Source organism: Streptococcus pseudopneumoniae (assembly GCF_001072665.1).
In the GTDB taxonomy this organism is placed as follows: Bacteria; Bacillota; Bacilli; order Lactobacillales; family Streptococcaceae; genus Streptococcus; species Streptococcus pseudopneumoniae_S.
Genome location: NZ_JVJI01000092.1, coordinates 1 through 17,507 on the forward strand (window position 1 = coordinate 1; position 17,507 = coordinate 17,507).

Sequence of the window (17,507 nt, forward strand, 5' to 3'; positions counted from 1 at the left end):
CGGGATTCGAACCCGTGTTACCGCCGTGAAAAGGCGGTGTCTTAACCCCTTGACCAACGGACCAGAGTTGTTATTTTCAACTCTTACTATTATACCGACTTTTTATTTTTTGTCAACTACTTTTTCTAATTTTTTTCATTTTTTTCAAATCGACTTTTTCAACTTATAATAAAAGAGCCAGAATTGAACTGACTCTTTTATTATTTATCAAACTTAGAAGCACGTTCTTCTCCCCACCAATAGGGCATTAGTTCTGCGACTTTAACTGTCTTTCTTGTATCATAGTCCATCATGACTTCTGCATCTTTATTTTCAGCGTTCATCTCTAAGAGGAATTCTCTACAAGCTCCACAGGGCATTCCTGAACTTCCACCATAAGGTGCTTTGTCTCGAAAGGCTAATACTTTCTTAACCTTAGTTTGTCCTGAAAATTGGTACATATTGAAGAGAGCCGCCCGCTCTGCGCAGAGATGGAAAACACCACAGGTTCCCTCCATGCAGAAACCTGTAAATATTTGTCCATCTTCTGCTTCTACTGCGGCAACGACATGGTTAGCATAAACAAAATCAGATACTTCATGTGGATTGTATAGTTTCAGTGCTTCTTCGTACATCTTTTCCCAGATGTCCATTGTTTCATCCTTCTTATTTAGAGATTTCTTTTAGCATGTTTTCGATATGCTGGATTGATTTTTCACGTCCAAGCAAGAAAATTGTATCTGGTAATTCTGGTCCATGCATTTCACCTGAAACTGCGATACGAATAGGCATGAAAAGATTTTTCCCTTTAATACCTGTTTCTTTTTGGACTGCTTTAATTTGTGGGAAGATATTTTCTGTCACAAATTCATCGTCTGTCATCGCTTCAAGTTTTGCTTTGAAGGCTTCAAGAACTGTTGGGACTGTTTCCCCCGCCATGACTTCGCACTCTGCTTCGGTCAATTCTGGGAAATCTGAGAAGAAGAGATCTGTCAATGGAATAATTTCATCAACTGATTTCATTTGTGGTTTATAGAGCTCAACTAATTTTTCAGCCTTGTCAGTCAATCGACCTGCTTCTTCTAGGAATGGTTTTGCCATTTCAAAGATAGTTTCTAGGTCTGCATTCTTGATATAATCATTGCTCATCCAGTCTAGTTTTTTCTGGTCAAAGGCTGCTGGAGACTTGCTGAGGCGGTTTTCATCGAAAAGTTTAATCAATTCTTCACGAGAGAAAATCTCATCTTCTCCACCTGGGTTCCAACCAAGAAGAGCAATAAAGTTAAAGACTGCTTCTGGTAAATAACCTTTTTTACGGTAGTCTTCAATAAACTGGAGGGTGTTAGTGTCACGCTTTGACAGTTTCTTACCAGTCTCAGAGTTGATAATCAAGGTCATGTGACCAAACTCTGGAGCTTCCCAACCAAGTGCTTCATAAACCATGAGCTGTTTTGGTGTATTAGCAATGTGGTCGTCTCCACGAATTACGTGAGAAATTTGCATATCATGGTCATCGATGACAACGGCAAAGTTGTAAGTTGGGTAACCATCTTTCTTTTGGATAACCCAATCACCACCGATATTGCCACCTTCAAATTCGATATCACCTTTGACCATATCATGCCACTTGTAGATACCTGACTCATTGACCGCCAAGCGAACAGTTGGGATGACCCCTGCTGCTTCACGTTCTGCGATATAAGCTGCTTTTTCCTCTTCACTCATACCAAGGTATTCGTTGATGTAGCGTGGTGTTTCGCCAGCTGCTTCTTGGCGTTCGCGTTCAGCTGCCAACTCTTCTTCTGTAACGTAAGATTTGTAGGCTTTTCCTTCAGCTAACAGTTTGTCAATGTATTTTTGATACAAGTCCAAACGCTCAGACTGGCGATAGTTTTCATGTGTTTCTGGACTTTCATCCCAATCCATGCCTAACCAGCGAAGATTTTCAAGCTGTGAACGTTCTCCATCCTCGACATGACGTTTACGGTCAGTATCTTCGATACGAATGATAAATGTTCCACCATAATGGCGTGCATACAAGTAGTTAAACAATGCTGTACGGGCATTCCCGATGTGTAGTAGTCCTGTTGGACTTGGTGCGTAACGTACGCGGATATCTTTTGACATAGTTTCTCCTATAAAGTCTCTAGGCGTCTGCCTTTTTGCTCTCTATATTATATCACAAGTCTTGGCTGAGTCCAATTTCTATGAATAAAGAGAGTAAAAAGAGTGGGCAAACCACTCTTTTCTTCTATTATAGACGTGCGTTAAGTTCTTTGCTCAATTCTTCAAATCCTGGTTTTCCAAGAAGGGCAAACATGTTACGTTTGTAAGCTTCAACACCTGGTTGGTCAAATGGGTTGATAGCATTCAAGTAACCTGAAAGAGCGATAGCCAATTCGAAGAAGTAGATTGTGTAACCAAGAGTGAAAGCGTCTTGCTCTGGAAGAGTCACGTACATGTTTGGTACATCACCATCTGTGTGGGCAAGAAGAACACCGTCAGTCGCTTTTTTGTTTACAAAGTCAACGTCTTTTCCTTGAAGGTAACCAAGGCCGTCAAGGTCTTCTTCCAAGCTAGGGATAACCACGTTTTTACGAGGTTTGTCAACACGGACAACTGTTTCAAACATGATACGAGTTCCTTCTTGGATAAATTGACCAAGTGAGTGCAAGTCAGTTGAGAAGTTGGCTGAAGTTGGGTAGATACCTTTTTGGTCTTTTCCTTCTGATTCACCAGCCAATTGTTTCCACCATTCTGAGAAGTATTGAAGTGATGGCTCGTAGTTTACCAAGATCTCAGTTGCATAGCCTTTACGGTAAAGGATGTTACGAACTGCTGCGTATTGGTAAGCTTCGTTTTCAGAGATTTTGTCTGAAGTGTAGTCTTTGCGAGCTGCATTCGCACCTTCCATAAGGGCTTTGATGTCAGCTCCTGATGCTGCGATTGGAAGCAAACCAACGGCTGTCAATACTGAGAAGCGTCCACCGATATCATCTGGAACAACAAATGTTTCCCAACCGTTAGCGTCTGCTTCAACCTTAACAGCACCTTTTTGGCGGTCAGTTGTTGCATAGATACGTTTGTTAGCTTCTTCTTGACCGTATTTCTTAACCAAGAGTTCTTTGAAGACACGGAAAGCGATCGCTGGTTCAGTTGTTGTACCTGATTTAGAAATCACGTTTACTGAGAAGTCTTTGTCAGCTACGTACTCTACCAAGTCAGCAAGGTAAGTAGATGAGATTGAGTTTCCTGCGTAAAGGATCTGTGGAGCTTTACGTTCTTCTTTTGTTTGCAAGTTTGCAAAGTGGTGATTCAAGAAATCGATTGCTGCTTTGGCACCAAGGTAAGATCCACCGATACCGATTACAACCAAAACATCGCTGTCTGACTTGATTTGCTCAGCAGCTTTCAAGATGCGGTCAAATTCTTCGCGGTCGTAGTTTTCAGGAAGGTCCAACCATCCCAAGAAGTCGCTACCAGCACCAGTTCCTTTACGGATCAATTCATCTGCTGCTGTTACTTGTGCTTGCATGTATTCCACTTCATGTGGTGCAACAAATTTGTCTAAAACTTTTGAATAATCAAATTTAATATGTGACATGTTATTCCTCCAATATTTCTTCTTTTCTATCATAACGCTTACCTTCGTTTTTTTCAAGTTTTTTTGTCGAATTTCTCCAATTTTTATCAGAATTCAAACGTTTGCGTAAAAATGCCACATTCCAAAAATTTTGAAAAAATAAAAGAAAGAACGACCAGATGTCCCAGTCGTCACAGTTCATTCAATAAATACTCAAATAGTTCTAAATTGCCATCTTCTTCATTAACCAGAAACTCTGGATGCCACTGCAAACCGATAATGCGGTGCTCATCGATAGACTCAATCGCTTCGATGGTCTGGTCTCTTGGATCAATAGCAGTTACACGGAAATTAGGTGCCAAATCTTTAATGCTTTGACGATGGACGGAGTTGACTTGACTTTCTTTTCCAAATAGCTTAGCCACCACGCTTCCTTCTACTGTCTCAATAGAATGAGATGTTCCGAAAGGCAGACCTTGCCAGTGACCTTCGATTTCTTGATTGAGGGTCCCACCAAAGGCAACATTGACAAGTTGAACACCACGACAGATTGCCATAATTGGTTTATTCTGACGAAGCGCTTCTTTCAAGAGTGCTAGTTCAAACTCATCACGTACTAGATTGTAATCATCACTCTCGATGGTCTTTTTCTCTCCATAAAACTGAGGATGAACATTTTGGCCTCCTGTCAAGATGAGTTTGTCAATCATTTCCACATAATCGCGTACAACTGACTCATCACCAACAGGAATGACTAAAGGGAGACCACCGACTTGACGAATGCTCTCTGCGAATCTACAAGATACAGATGAATGAATGTTTTTTCCTTCCGCGTCTACGGGACATAGATTTGCAGCAACTCCTACAACCGTTCTAGCCATGATGCCTCTCCTTTCGAATGTTAACGATAGTTCTATCATATCACTCAAAACGCCTTTCGTCTAATATGTTTTTTTAAAGTCCGTGATAAATATTTTTTATGGACAAGAAAAAGCTGTCCACATAGGACAACTTCTTTCTTATTCGAAAACAAATTGATTGTGATAGAGTTCTGAATAGAAGCCACCTAGCTTCAAGAGTTCATGGTGGTTACCACGTTCAATGACTTCTCCATCTTTAAGGACAATAATCTGGTCTGCATTGAGGATGGTCTTCAAACGATGGGCAATGACAAAACTGGTTCTGCCTGCTACAACCGCCTCCATGGCATGCTGAATCTTACTTTCTGTCACCGTATCTACGTTTGAAGTTGCTTCATCTAGAATGAGAACTTCTGGATCTGTCATCAGGGTTCGAGCGATAGAAATCAATTGCTTTTGCCCAGTTGAGAAGATGCTCTGGTCATCATCTATAAGAGTATCGTATTTATCAGGCAAACTTTCGATATAGTCGTGAATGTGGGTTGCCTTGGCTGCTACCTCAACCATTTCTTGACTAGCATCGGGCACACCAAAACGGATATTGTCTCGAATCGTTCCGCTAAACAAGACCGAATCTTGCAAGACAATTCCCACCTTACTTCTGAGACTATCCAAGTCATAGTCACGAATGTCTTTTCCGTCAAAATAAATACCACCAGCATCAACATCATAAAAGCGATTGATGAGGTTCATAATAGTCGTTTTCCCTGACCCTGTCGGACCAACAACTGCTGTCATCTGGCCTTTAGGGGCAGAAATGCTGACATCTTTCAAAATAGGTTTATCAGGTAGGTATGAAAAATCAATATGACTAATTTCAACACCTTCTTGCAACTTAGTAAAGATCGGCGCCTTCTCAGGTCGAATTTCTTCCTCTGAGTCAAACATTTCCTGAATCCGTTCAGCACCTGTAAAGGCCAACTGAAGACTTCCCCAACTAGCTGCAACTTGGATAATCGGCTGGTAGTACTGCTGTGAAAATTGGGCAAACATAACAATCAAACCTAGGGCGGTACTTGTTTCAATAGACTTATCATTCAAAAGTACAGCTGAACCAGCAAAGATGACGACGGCTGTGTTAACCAAACTCATACCATTCATGACAGGGAAAAGAATTCCTGAGAACATTCTTCCTTTAAAGGTTGCCTTGCGCACGCGCCCATTTTGTTCAAGAAATCCTGCCATCATATCCTCTTGAATTCCTTGCACAATAACAGCTTTTTGGCCTGAGATACTCTCATCCATATAGGCGTTGAGCTTCCCTACCTCTTTCTGCTGGAGGTTGGTGTATTTGCGTGCCATTTTTACGATAAAAATCAGCATGAGGAAGGCAACTGGTGTGCTGGCGATAGTGATGAGGGCCAGCGTCACATTTCTCGAAAACATGACAAGAATCAGACCAATGTATAGAACGATGTTGCTCATGACCTGAATCAAGCTTTCGTTAAAGGCTTGGAGGATATTATCCAAATCACTGGTAAAACGAGACAAGATATCGCCATCTTGTCGGCGGTCAAAGAAAGAAACCGTCAAGCGAGCAAGCTTCCCAAAGAGGCCTTTGCGCATCTCGTTGGTCGACTCTGCAATCACGCGCGTCATGAGGCACATGTATATCACACTAGAGATAAACAGAACTAAAACCAGCAGACCAAGATTGACCATGATTCCTGATAGGCTTTGCCAAACATGTTCTGGATTGCCATTTTGATAAGCTTGAACTAAATTGGCTAGCTCTGTTACCGCTTGTCCAGAAAAGACTGGAAAGAGGGCTTGGGCAAGAGTCGCTAAAACAATCATCAGGATAACAACTACAAATGATAGCTTATAGACTTTAAAATAATTCCAAAAAAATTGAACTGTCTTCATTTTACTCCTCCTTTCCTTTCTGTGTTTCGTAGATTTCACGGTAAACGGCATTGTTGGCAACTAAGTCTGCATGCGTGCCTTGACCAATCAATCGTCCTTGATCTAGAACCAAGATTTTATCTGCATGAACAACCGAGCTAATCTTTTGCGCGATGATAATGGTTGTTGTTCCCTTTAATTCCTTATTCAAGGCTTCTTGCACCAGGCGCTCTGACTTGGCATCCAAAGCTGAGGTCGAATCATCAAAAATCAGAATACGTGGATTGCTGACAATCCCACGCGCAATCGACATCCTTTGTTTTTGCCCACCAGAGAAATTGGTTCCCCGTTCCTCAACTGGACTTTCAAAGGTTTTCTCCATACGATGAATGAATTCACTAGCCTGGGCAATATTGGCTGCGCGTTCCATTTCAAATAGAGTAGCATCTCCCTTACCCTGTCTCAAGTTGTCTGCAATCGTTCCACTAAAGAGAATGGCACGTTGGAGAACGATAGAGACAGCTTTACGCAGGGTTCCTTCACTCACTTCTCGAATATCCTTTCCTCCGATTTTGATAGCCCCTTCCTGTGGGTCAAAGAGACGTGGAATCAATTGAGCCAAAGTTGATTTTCCTGCACCAGTCGCTCCAACTACACCAACCATTTGACCAGGCTCGATAGTAAAGCTCACATCTTTCAGCATCGGTTCCTTGTCCATTGGATAGGTAAAGGTTACATTTTCAAAGCTAAGACTTCCAATCAACTCTTCATCTGGGACATCCTTGAAGGTCATGGCTGGCTCTGCGTCAAGAATTTCTCGAATACGACGCATGGAAATCATGGCACGACTGACAGAATTCCCTAAAAATCCAACCATAACAATGGTAAAGATAATCTGGCTTAGGTAATTGACAAAAGAAGCAATGGAGCCAACAACTGACGGATCCGACTGAACCATCCCAGCAACTAGCCAAATAGAGAGGAAAACCGCCCCGTAGCCGACTAACATCATAAAGGGTTCCACTATTGAAAAGGCATAACCGATGTAAAGATTTTGACCGAGAAGCTCGTCTGAAACCTCCGTAAACTTAGCAAACTGTTCTTTTTCTTGGACAAAGGACTTGACCACACGAACACCGCGCAGATTTTCCTTGGCAATGGCATTGATGCGCTCAAGAAGGGTTTGAAACTTGGCAAAACGAGGCCCCATCATACCCATCATGACAGCAGTCAAACCAAAAATCAAGACTACCATGAGAACAATCACCCACCACAGAGAAGGTAAGGTTTGAACCGCCAAGATAAACGAACCGATGAACAAGAGGGGAAGTCTGAAAAGAATTTGGAATGTCATCATGACGACGTTCTGAATCTGGTTGATGTCGTTTGTCATACGAACGACTAGATTTCCCGCATTAAACTGTTCAATATTGGCATAAGAAAAGGTTTGTATTTTACGGAAGGCGTCCTCCCGAAGGTCAGATGAAACTCCTTGGGCAATATAGGCTGCGAGGACAACATTGAGCCCACCAGCAACTAGACCGACCAAGGCCACACCAATCAACCAAATCCCGATACTATAAATAGCTTCATATTTCCCAGCAAGTAGGGCGTCTAACACTTCCTGCAGATAACGCGGTTGCAGAAGTGAACTGGCAACCATCAAGCCTGTCATCAGGAGCGAAGCCAAGGCCTGCCACTTGTAGGTTTTTATTTTCTGAATCAGCATACTTTCTCCTTGAAAGATAGACAAAGGGGAGCGACAGTCCGTCAGCTCCTTCTCATTCTGTTTGTGTGATGTTATTCTAGCAAAAAAGTGAGAACTTGTCAAAGAAGTCTCCTTGATACAAATTAGTGCGCTTTCATCTACAGTAATGCATGATAAAGGTTTTTATGGTAAAATAGTAAAAAGAAGGTTATAAAGGAGGGGAATATGGAAAAACAAACCATCGCCGTCTTGGGGCCTGGTTCTTGGGGAACTGCCCTTTCACAAGTCTTAAATGACAATGGACACGAGGTACGTATTTGGGGAAATCTTCCCGAACAAATCAATGAAATTAATACCAATCATACTAACAAACACTACTTTAAAGATGTCGTTCTAGATGAAAATATCATTGCCTACACCGACTTATCAGAGGCACTGAAAGATGTAGATGCGCTTTTGTTTGTTGTCCCAACAAAAGTGACACGACTTGTTGCCCAACAAGTTGCAAAAGCCTTGAACCATAAGGCTATCATCATGCACGCATCAAAGGGATTAGAACCTGATAGCCATAAACGATTATCAACTATTCTTGAAGAAGAAATTCCTGAACATCTCCGCAGTGATATTGTCGTTGTTTCAGGCCCTAGTCATGCAGAAGAAACCATTGTGCGTGACCTAACTTTAATCACTGCTGCTTCTAAAGATTTACAAACAGCTCAATACGTTCAAGAACTCTTTAGCAATCACTACTTCCGACTTTATACCAATACGGATGTTATCGGGGTCGAAACCGCTGGTGCTCTTAAAAACATTATCGCTGTCGGTGCTGGAGCCTTACATGGTTTGGGATTTGGTGACAATGCCAAGGCAGCCATCATCGCTCGAGGATTGGCAGAAATTACCCGCCTAGGAGTAGCACTCGGCGCTAGTCCATTAACATACAGTGGTTTATCAGGGGTTGGAGATTTGATTGTAACTGGAACATCCATTCACTCTCGGAACTGGCGAGCCGGAGATGCTCTTGGTCGTGGAGAATCTCTAGCTGATATCGAAGCCAATATGGGCATGGTGATTGAAGGAATTTCAACGACTCGAGTAGCTTATGAACTAGCGCAAGAACTTGGAGTCTATATGCCAATTACACAGGCCATTTACCAAGTTATTTACCACGGAACCAATATTAAAGATGCCATTTATGACATCATGAACAATGAATTTAAAGCAGAAAATGAGTGGTCTTAACCCTCTAGAGAAAGGATTCTTATGACATCAAAAGTTAGAAAGGCAGTCATCCCTGCCGCTGGACTCGGGACTCGATTTTTACCAGCAACCAAAGCACTTGCTAAAGAAATGTTGCCAATTGTGGACAAACCAACTATCCAATTCATCGTAGAAGAAGCTCTTAAATCAGGTATTGAAGATATTCTGGTTGTCACTGGTAAATCAAAACGTTCTATTGAAGACCACTTTGACTCAAACTTTGAGCTTGAGTACAACCTCAAAGAAAAAGGCAAACATGACTTGCTAAAATTGGTAGACGAAACAACTGGCATTCGCCTTCACTTTATCCGTCAAAGCCATCCTCGTGGTCTTGGCGATGCTGTCTTACAAGCAAAAGCTTTTGTGGCGAATGAACCCTTCGTTGTCATGCTTGGTGACGACCTAATGGATATCACAGATGACAACGCTGTCCCTTTGACAAAACAATTGATGAATGATTACGAGTCGACTCACGCATCAACAATTGCTGTTATGCCTGTCCCTCATGAAGAAGTTTCAGCATATGGAGTTATCGCTCCTCAGGGTGAAGGGATTAATGGTCTCTACAGTGTCGAAACTTTCGTTGAAAAACCAGCTCCAGAAGATGCTCCAAGTGATTTAGCAATTATCGGGCGCTATCTGCTCACACCAGAAATTTTTGAGATCCTCGAAAATCAAGCTCCTGGCGCTGGAAATGAAATCCAGCTTACCGACGCTATTGATACGCTTAATAAAACACAACGTGTTTTCGCCCGTGAATTTACAGGAGCTCGTTACGACGTTGGGGATAAGTTTGGCTTTATGAAAACATCTATTGACTATGCCCTCAAACACCCACAAGTCAAAGATGACTTGAAAGATTACCTCATCCAATTGGGAAAAGAATTAGCTGAGGGGGAATAGAAGAATATTCCATGTAAAAATAAGAACTAGGATAGTTAATTATCCCAGTTCTTTTTATTTTATATTGCTATTCTTTAGAACATCCATAATCTAAAAAGAAATCTGTATTTCTTACTTACTCTACTTATATTTTATGAAAGTACAACGATATTATTTGTTTTTTAACAAAAATGCGGCCACAATAAGTTTGTATAATAAAATAAAAAGCACCGAATCGGTGCGCACTTTTTCAAGTTGTGTACGGACAAAGCCTTATTTTAACTTGCTGTGTTGTTTCGAATAGTTCCAACACTTTCATTGTATACTTTTCTATTAAAAATTGCAAGAATAAATTGTTATAAAATAGAATAACACTTCATTTTATAAGATTAAAAACTTACACATTGAAAACGTTTTACAATTTCTTGATTTTAATAGTCAAAAGATATATAATTTAGCTAAAGTTAATATATTAGCGTTTACTAATAAGAACTTAAAGAGTATAACCCAAAGGAGAAACCTAAATGAGCAACAAACCTTACTCTATCGGACTTGATATCGGAACAAACAGCGTCGGATGGGCCGTCATTACGGATGACTATAAGGTGCCATCAAAAAAGATGAAAGTTCTAGGCAATACTGATAAACACTTTATCAAGAAAAATCTAATTGGAGCTTTATTATTTGATGAAGGAACTACTGCTGAAGATAGACGTCTAAAACGAACCGCGCGCCGTCGCTATACACGTCGAAAAAATCGTCTTCGCTATCTTCAAGAAATCTTTTCTCCGGAAATAAGCAAGGTGGATAGTAGTTTCTTTCATCGATTAGATGACTCCTTTTTAGTTCCTGAGGATAAAAGAGGAAGTAAATATCCTATTTTTGCTACCTTAGCAGAAGAAAAAGAATATCATAAGAATTTCCCAACTATCTATCATTTGAGGAAACAGCTGGCGAACTCAAAAGAAAAAGCTGACTTGCGCTTAATCTATCTAGCATTAGCTCATATGATTAAATACCGCGGACATTTTTTATATGAAGAATCTTTCGATATTAAAAACAATGATATCCAAAAAATCTTTAACGAGTTTATAAGCATTTACGACAACACCTTTGAAGGAAGTTCACTTAGTGGGCAAAACGCACAAGTAGAAGCAATTTTTACCGATAAAATTAGTAAATCTGCAAAGAGAGAACGCGTTCTAAAACTCTTTCCTGATGAAAAGTCCACTGGTTTGTTTTCGGAATTTCTCAAGTTGATTGTAGGAAATCAAGCTGATTTCAAAAAACATTTTGACTTAGAAGAAAAAGCTCCACTACAATTCTCTAAAGATACCTATGATGAGGATTTGGAAAACTTGCTCGGACAAATTGGAGATGACTTTGCAGACCTTTTCGTGGCCGCTAAAAAACTCTATGATGCGATTCTTCTGTCAGGCATTTTGACTGTCACAGATCCTTCAACCAAGGCTCCACTGTCAGCATCTATGATTGAGCGCTATGAAAATCACCAAAAAGACTTGGCAGTTTTAAAACAATTCATCAAAACCAATCTTCCAGAAAAATATGTTGAAGTTTTTTCTGACCAATCAAAAGATGGGTATGCTGGATATATCGATGGTAAGACCACACAAGAAGCATTTTACAAATATATCAAAAATCTTCTCTCTAAATTCGACGGAGCAGATTATTTCCTTGATAAAATCGAACGTGAAGTTTTCTTGAGAAAACAACGCACCTTTGATAATGGTTCTATTCCTCATCAAATTCATCTTCAAGAAATGAATACCATTCTCCGTCGACAAGGAGAACATTATCCATTCCTGAAGGAAAATAAAGAAAAGATAGAAAAAATCTTGACTTTCCGTATTCCTTACTACGTTGGTCCATTGGCTCGTGGCAATCGTGATTTTGCTTGGCTTACTCGAAATTCCGACCAAGCAATAAGACCTTGGAATTTTGAAGAAATTGTTGATAAAGCAAGCTCTGCGGAAGACTTCATCAATAAGATGACTAACTATGACTTGTATCTGCCAGAAGAAAAAGTTTTGCCTAAACACAGTCTCTTGTATGAAACATTTGCTGTCTATAATGAATTAACAAAAGTAAAGTTTATTGCAGAAGGAATGAGAGACTATCAATTCCTTGACAGTGGACAGAAAAAGAAAATTATCAATCAATTATTCAAAAAGAAAAGAAAAGTAACTGAAGATAATATCATCGATTGTTTACAAAAGATTGATAACTACGATGGAATCGAACTAAAAGGAATTGAAAAACAATTTAACGCTAGTCTATCCACTTATCATGACATACTAAAAATTATCAGAGATAAAGAATTTATGGATGATCCTAAAAATGGAGATATTCTTGAAAATGTTATCCATACTCTCACAATTTTTGAAGATCGAGAAATGATTAAGCAACGACTTGCTCAATATAATTCTATATTTGATGAGAAAGTGATTAAGGCACTGTCTCGTAAACATTACACTGGTTGGGGTAAACTCTCTGCCAAATTGATTAACGGTATCAGGGATAAACAAACGGGGAAAACTATTCTTGACTACTTGATGGATGATGGCAAGAGCAATCGTAACTTTATGCAGTTAATAAAAGATGATGAACTTTCTTTCACTGAAATTATCCAAAAAGCACAAGTTGTGGGTGACACAGATAATTTACGACAAGTTGTTCAAAATCTTCCTGGAAGTCCTGCCATCAAAAAGGGAATTTTACAAAGTATTAAGATTGTTGATGAACTTGTCAAGGTTATGGGCCATGCTCCCGAGTCTATTGTGATTGAAATGGCACGAGAAAATCAGACTACTGCCAGAGGGAAAAAGAATTCCCAACAGAGATATAAGCGCATTGAAGATTCATTAAAAAATTTAGCTTCTGGACTTGATTCAAACATACTAAAAGAAAATCCAACAGATAATGTTCAACTTCAAAATGACCGTCTCTTCCTTTACTATCTCCAAAATGGGAAGGATATGTATACTGGAGAAGCTCTTAATATCAACCAACTGAGCAGCTATGACATTGACCACATCATCCCACAGGCCTTTATCAAGGATGATTCTCTTGATAACCGTGTCTTGACGAGTTCAAAGGATAATCGTGGGAAATCCGATAATGTTCCTAGTCTTGAAGTAGTTGAAAAGATGAAAGCTTTTTGGCAACAATTATTGGATTCTAAATTGATTTCAGAACGTAAATATAATAATCTAACCAAAGCAGAGCGAGAGCGAGGCGGGCTAAATGAGCTTGATAAAGTTGGCTTTATCAAACGCCAACTAGTTGAAACACGCCAAATCACAAAACATGTTGCTCAGATCTTGGATGCTCGGTTCAATAAAGAAGTGACTGAGAAGAATAAGAAGAACCGTAATGTCAAAATTATCACTTTGAAATCCAACATGGTTTCCAACTTCCGTAAAGAATTTGGGTTATACAAGGTACGGGAAATCAATGACTACCACCACGCGCATGATGCCTATTTAAATGCAGTGGTTGCTAAGGCCATCCTTAAGAAATATCCTAAACTAGAGCCTGAATTCGTTTATGGCGACTATCAAAAGTACGATCTTAAGCGCTACATCTCAAAATCCAAAGATCCTAAAGAAGTCGAAAAAGCAACTGAAAAGTATTTCTTCTACTCAAACTTGTTGAACTTCTTCAAAGAAGAGGTGCATTACGCAGACGGAACCATCGTAAAAAGAGAAAATATCGAATACTCTAAAGACACTGGAGAAATCGCTTGGAATAAGGAAAAAGATTTCGCAACAATCAAAAAAGTGCTTTCCTTTCCTCAGGTGAATATTGTGAAGAAAACAGAAGAACAAACCGTTGGACAAAATGGCGGTCTGTTTGATAATAATATTGTGTCCAAGGAAAAAGTAGTTGACGCAAGTAAACTAATCCCGATCAAATCTGGTCTATCACCTGAAAAATATGGTGGCTATGCAAGACCTACAATCGCTTATTCAGTTCTGGTAACATACAAGCAAAATAATAAAATTAAAAACACAATGGTCGGCATTCCAGTGCTTACTAAATTAGAATTTGAAAGAGACCCTAATTTATATTTAAGAAATCTAGGAATCAACAATGTTTCACATGTAATAAAATTAGTTAAGCATACTGTATTGGAATTTAAACATAAATACGGAACCTATAGGAGATTTATAGTTAGCAATCAAGAATTGAAACGTGCAAATCAGATTTTTGTCACTACTAAACAAATGAAACTGATTTCTCAATATACCACTTTGGATAAAAATGAGCACGATAGCTTGTTAAAAAACAATCAACAACTTATACAATCAATTTGGAATCAATTTCTAGAATTTATGTTAGCAACAGACTTGGTTAATAAAAAACAGTATGATGAGCTTATTTTAACCAATAACCAAACTATTGAAGAATGTAGAAATATTATGAATAGGGTCATCACCACTTTATCTTTTACTAATATTAATGCTGGACAGAAAAAAATAATATTCGATGATACGTTATCATTACCTATAAAAAGATGGCAATTCGCTGACAGCGATAAAATGGTTAAAAAAATAATAGAATCCACCCTCATCCACCAATCCATCACTGGTCTTTACGAGACTCGGATTGACTTAAGCAAACTGGGAGAAGACTAATGGGATGGAGAACCGTTGTTGTCAATACGCACTCTAAGCTCTCCTACAAGAACAATCACTTGATTTTTAAAGATGCCTCTCGGACAGAGTTGATTCACCTGTCCGAGGTGGACATCCTACTTTTAGAGACGACGGATATCGTTCTCTCCACTATGCTGATTAAACGTTTGGTGGATGAAAATATTCTAGTCATCTTTTGTGATGACAAACGCTTGCCAACGGCATACTTAATGCCCTACTACGGTCGGCACGATTCCAGTTTGCAACTCTCTCGGCAAATTGCTTGGAATGAAGATGTAAAGGCGGAAATCTGGACAACCATCATTGCACAAAAAATTCTCAATCAGGCTTTTTATCTAGGGAGTTGTGGTTTTCTGGAAAAGAGCCAGTCAGTCATCGATCTCTATCATGGGTTGGATTTATTTGATCCTAGCAATCGTGAGGGTCATGCTGCTCGGATTTATTTTAACACCTTGTTTGGAAATGATTTTAGCCGTGAACAAGATAATGATGTCAATGCTGCCTTAGACTATGGTTACACCTTGATTTTGAGTATGTTTGCGCGTGAGATTGTCTTGTCTGGCTGCATGACTCAGTTTGGCTTGAAACATGCCAACCAGTTCAATCAATTCAACCTAGCTAGCGATATTATGGAACCTTTTCGTCCGATTATTGACAGAATCGTCTATGAAAATCGAAGCAGTTCTTTTGTCAAAATCAAGCGAGAACTTTTTACCATTTTCTCAGACACCTTCCACTACAATGGCAAAGATATGTACCTGTCCAATATCGTCAGTGACTATACTAAGAAAGTCATCCAAGCTCTCAATCAACCCGAGAAAGGAGTTCCTGAGTTTAGGATATGAGTTATCGATATATGCGTATGATTTTAATGTTTGATATGCCCTTTGATACCGCAGAGGAACGCAAGGCCTATCGGAAATTTCGGAAGTTCCTCATAGATGAGGGATTTATCATGCACCAATTCTCCATCTATAGCAAACTTTTGCTCAACAACTCTGCTAATAACGCCATGATTGAGCGACTCAAAACTCACAACCCTAAAAAAGGAAACATTACTCTCTTAACCGTTACAGAAAAGCAATTTTCTCGCATGATCTACTTAAATGGCGAGCGAAATACCAGTGTAGCAAACTCCGATGCACGTTTAGTCTTTCTAGGAGAGGAGCCTAGAGATGAAGATTAATTTCCCATTATTAGATGAACCATTGGCTATTGAAAATGCAACCTTTTTAGTGTTGGAAGACCAGTTTACCTTTTCGACTATCGTCAAGCAGTTCTACCAGTACACTGATGATGGGGACTTGAAATTATTTGATAGAAATCTAAAATCTCTGAAAGAGTCTGAGTTACTGGTAATAACGGATGTCTTAGGATACAATCTCAACTCCTCTTCTATGCTCAAGCTGATACATGCAGATCTTGAAAATCAGCTTAATGACAAGCCAGAAGTCAAATCCATGATTGAAAAACTGGTAGCTACGATTACAGAATTGTTAGCATTTGAGTGCTTAGAAAATGAACTAGACCTAGAGTACGATGAAATCACCATTCTAGAGTTGATCGATGCTCTAGGGGTCAAAGTTGAAACTCTGAGTGATACACCTTTCGAAAAGATGCTAGAAATTGTCCAGGTTTTTAAATATCTTTCCAAAAAGAAACTCCTTGTCTTCATCAATGCGTCCGCCTATCTATCAAAGGATGAGTTAGTAAATCTGATAGAGTATATCCAACTCAATCAACTAAGGGTCTTATTTGTCGAACCTCGAAAAGTCTATGATTTTCCTCAATATGTGCTGGATCAAGACTATTTCTTGAACCCTGAAAATATGGTATAATAAGGGTAACAATTGGAGCCTGACGAGCTGAAGTCTGGCTGAGACGAATGGCGCGATTACGAAATTTCGTGAGAAAAATTTTTCTACGAGGTTTTAGAGCTGTGTTGTTTCGAATGGTTCCAAAACGGGGTAGATGTCTGGACGGCTGTTCAAGCCGTTTTAGAGCTGTGTTGTTTCGAATGGTTCCAAAACATGAAGAAATGGAAAGAATACGTGAAGAATGTTTTAGAGCTGTGTTGTTTCGAATGGTTCCAAAACATGTGGCTTCTATTCCATTCGCTACCGCCTGTTTTAGAGCTGTGTTGTTTCGAATGGTTCCAAAACAATAGTATAGGTTAGTAGTGACATAATCACGTTTTAGAGCTGTGTTGTTTCGAATGGTTCCAAAACTAAGCAATTATCTGATTATATCCAAGTATTGTTTTAGAGCTGTGTTGTTTCGAATGGTTCCAAAACCCAGTTTATCTTTGTTAATGATAGACTTAGGTTTTAGAGCTGTGTTGTTTCGAATGGTTCCAAAACACCTTGTCCAGGACGTCCCACAATGACTATGTTTTAGAGCTGTGTTGTTTCGAATGGTTCCAAAACACATCAAGAGCGAACATACTCACAAAGAGAGTTTTAGAGCTGTGTTGTTTCGAATGGTTCCAAAACAAGTCATACAACGAACGGTCGAATATCCCTGTTTTAGAGCTGTGTTGTTTCGAATGGTTCCAAAACAACTATTGCGACTTTTCTAAAATCCAGATAGTTTTAGAGCTGTGTTGTTTCGAATGGTTCCAAAACAACTATTGCGACTTTTCTAAAATCAAG

At 39.5% G+C, this 17,507-nt stretch carries 12 protein-coding genes and 1 CRISPR repeat array; of the genes, 6 read left to right on the plus strand and 6 right to left on the minus strand.

Annotated features, from left to right (window positions below):
* Positions 1–200 precede the first annotated feature (200 nt).
* The 6 genes from ADH52_RS04850 to patA form a co-directional block, all read right to left on the minus strand.
* Positions 201–632 (minus strand): cytidine deaminase family protein, encoded by a 432-nt coding sequence (locus tag ADH52_RS04850; RefSeq protein ID WP_049510431.1) that lies wholly within the window; start codon positions 630–632, stop codon positions 201–203.
* Positions 633–645: 13 nt separating this feature from the next.
* Entirely contained in the window at positions 646–2,106 is a 1,461-nt protein-coding gene (gene gltX / locus ADH52_RS04855) for a glutamate--tRNA ligase (RefSeq protein WP_049510433.1), read from the minus strand.
* A gap of 127 nt (positions 2,107–2,233) precedes the next feature.
* Positions 2,234–3,583, minus strand: coding sequence for a glucose-6-phosphate isomerase (locus tag ADH52_RS04860; protein WP_049510435.1), 1,350 nt, complete (start codon positions 3,581–3,583; stop codon positions 2,234–2,236).
* Between the two features lie 170 nt (positions 3,584–3,753).
* Positions 3,754–4,443, minus strand: coding sequence for a gamma-glutamyl-gamma-aminobutyrate hydrolase family protein (locus ADH52_RS04870; RefSeq protein ID WP_000124770.1), 690 nt, complete (start codon positions 4,441–4,443; stop codon positions 3,754–3,756).
* Positions 4,444–4,581: 138 nt separating this feature from the next.
* The gene (gene patB, locus ADH52_RS04875; RefSeq protein ID WP_049493512.1) at positions 4,582–6,348 is read right to left on the minus strand and encodes a multidrug efflux ABC transporter subunit PatB; all 1,767 of its coding nucleotides are present in this window, start codon (positions 6,346–6,348) and stop codon (positions 4,582–4,584) included.
* Position 6,349: 1 nt separating this feature from the next.
* Positions 6,350–8,056: a multidrug efflux ABC transporter subunit PatA gene (gene patA / locus ADH52_RS04880; RefSeq protein WP_049493511.1), complete on the minus strand. Its 1,707-nt coding sequence runs from the start codon at positions 8,054–8,056 to the stop codon at positions 6,350–6,352.
* Between the two features lie 204 nt (positions 8,057–8,260).
* On the opposite strand from patA, the gene ADH52_RS04885 reads away from it, so the two are divergent.
* The 6 genes from ADH52_RS04885 to csn2 all read left to right on the plus strand — a co-directional run bounded on the left by ADH52_RS04885 (position 8,261) and on the right by csn2 (position 16,694).
* Complete coding sequence (locus tag ADH52_RS04885; protein WP_049510438.1) at positions 8,261–9,277, plus strand: NAD(P)H-dependent glycerol-3-phosphate dehydrogenase; 1,017 nt, start codon at positions 8,261–8,263, stop codon at positions 9,275–9,277.
* Positions 9,278–9,298: 21 nt separating this feature from the next.
* The gene (galU, locus tag ADH52_RS04890) at positions 9,299–10,198 is read left to right on the plus strand and encodes a UTP--glucose-1-phosphate uridylyltransferase GalU (protein WP_049486965.1); all 900 of its coding nucleotides are present in this window, start codon (positions 9,299–9,301) and stop codon (positions 10,196–10,198) included.
* A gap of 503 nt (positions 10,199–10,701) precedes the next feature.
* Positions 10,702–14,835 (plus strand): type II CRISPR RNA-guided endonuclease Cas9, encoded by a 4,134-nt coding sequence (cas9, locus tag ADH52_RS04895; protein WP_049510439.1) that lies wholly within the window; start codon positions 10,702–10,704, stop codon positions 14,833–14,835.
* Complete coding sequence (gene cas1, locus ADH52_RS04900) at positions 14,835–15,701, plus strand: type II CRISPR-associated endonuclease Cas1 (protein WP_049486968.1); 867 nt, start codon at positions 14,835–14,837, stop codon at positions 15,699–15,701. The genes cas9 and cas1 overlap by 1 nt, the downstream gene beginning before the upstream one ends.
* The gene (gene cas2 / locus ADH52_RS04905) at positions 15,698–16,042 is read left to right on the plus strand and encodes a CRISPR-associated endonuclease Cas2 (protein ID WP_049486969.1); all 345 of its coding nucleotides are present in this window, start codon (positions 15,698–15,700) and stop codon (positions 16,040–16,042) included. Before cas1 ends, cas2 begins: the two co-directional genes overlap by 4 nt.
* Positions 16,032–16,694: a type II-A CRISPR-associated protein Csn2 gene (csn2, locus tag ADH52_RS04910; protein ID WP_049486971.1), complete on the plus strand. Its 663-nt coding sequence runs from the start codon at positions 16,032–16,034 to the stop codon at positions 16,692–16,694. The genes cas2 and csn2 overlap by 11 nt, the downstream gene beginning before the upstream one ends.
* A gap of 90 nt (positions 16,695–16,784) precedes the next feature.
* A CRISPR array of direct repeats spans positions 16,785–17,480; the repeat unit is 36 nt; unit sequence GTTTTAGAGCTGTGTTGTTTCGAATGGTTCCAAAAC.
* Positions 17,481–17,507 lie beyond the last annotated feature (27 nt).

What these genes read in the sequence shown, in the direction of transcription:
- patA (WP_049493511.1), bottom strand. Translation starts at nt 8,056, where the DNA reads ATGCTGATTCAGAAAATAAAAACCTACAAGTGGCAGGCCTTGGCTTCG.
- ADH52_RS04850 (WP_049510431.1), bottom strand. Translation starts at nt 632, where the DNA reads ATGGACATCTGGGAAAAGATGTACGAAGAAGCACTGAAACTATACAAT.
- csn2 (WP_049486971.1), top strand. Translation starts at nt 16,032, where the DNA reads ATGAAGATTAATTTCCCATTATTAGATGAACCATTGGCTATTGAAAAT.
- cas1 (WP_049486968.1), top strand. Translation starts at nt 14,835, where the DNA reads ATGGGATGGAGAACCGTTGTTGTCAATACGCACTCTAAGCTCTCCTAC.
- ADH52_RS04870 (WP_000124770.1), bottom strand. Translation starts at nt 4,443, where the DNA reads ATGGCTAGAACGGTTGTAGGAGTTGCTGCAAATCTATGTCCCGTAGAC.
- cas2 (WP_049486969.1), top strand. Translation starts at nt 15,698, where the DNA reads ATGAGTTATCGATATATGCGTATGATTTTAATGTTTGATATGCCCTTT.
- cas9 (WP_049510439.1), top strand. Translation starts at nt 10,702, where the DNA reads ATGAGCAACAAACCTTACTCTATCGGACTTGATATCGGAACAAACAGC.
- ADH52_RS04885 (WP_049510438.1), top strand. Translation starts at nt 8,261, where the DNA reads ATGGAAAAACAAACCATCGCCGTCTTGGGGCCTGGTTCTTGGGGAACT.
- gltX (WP_049510433.1), bottom strand. Translation starts at nt 2,106, where the DNA reads ATGTCAAAAGATATCCGCGTACGTTACGCACCAAGTCCAACAGGACTA.
- ADH52_RS04860 (WP_049510435.1), bottom strand. Translation starts at nt 3,583, where the DNA reads ATGTCACATATTAAATTTGATTATTCAAAAGTTTTAGACAAATTTGTT.
- galU (WP_049486965.1), top strand. Translation starts at nt 9,299, where the DNA reads ATGACATCAAAAGTTAGAAAGGCAGTCATCCCTGCCGCTGGACTCGGG.
- patB (WP_049493512.1), bottom strand. Translation starts at nt 6,348, where the DNA reads ATGAAGACAGTTCAATTTTTTTGGAATTATTTTAAAGTCTATAAGCTA.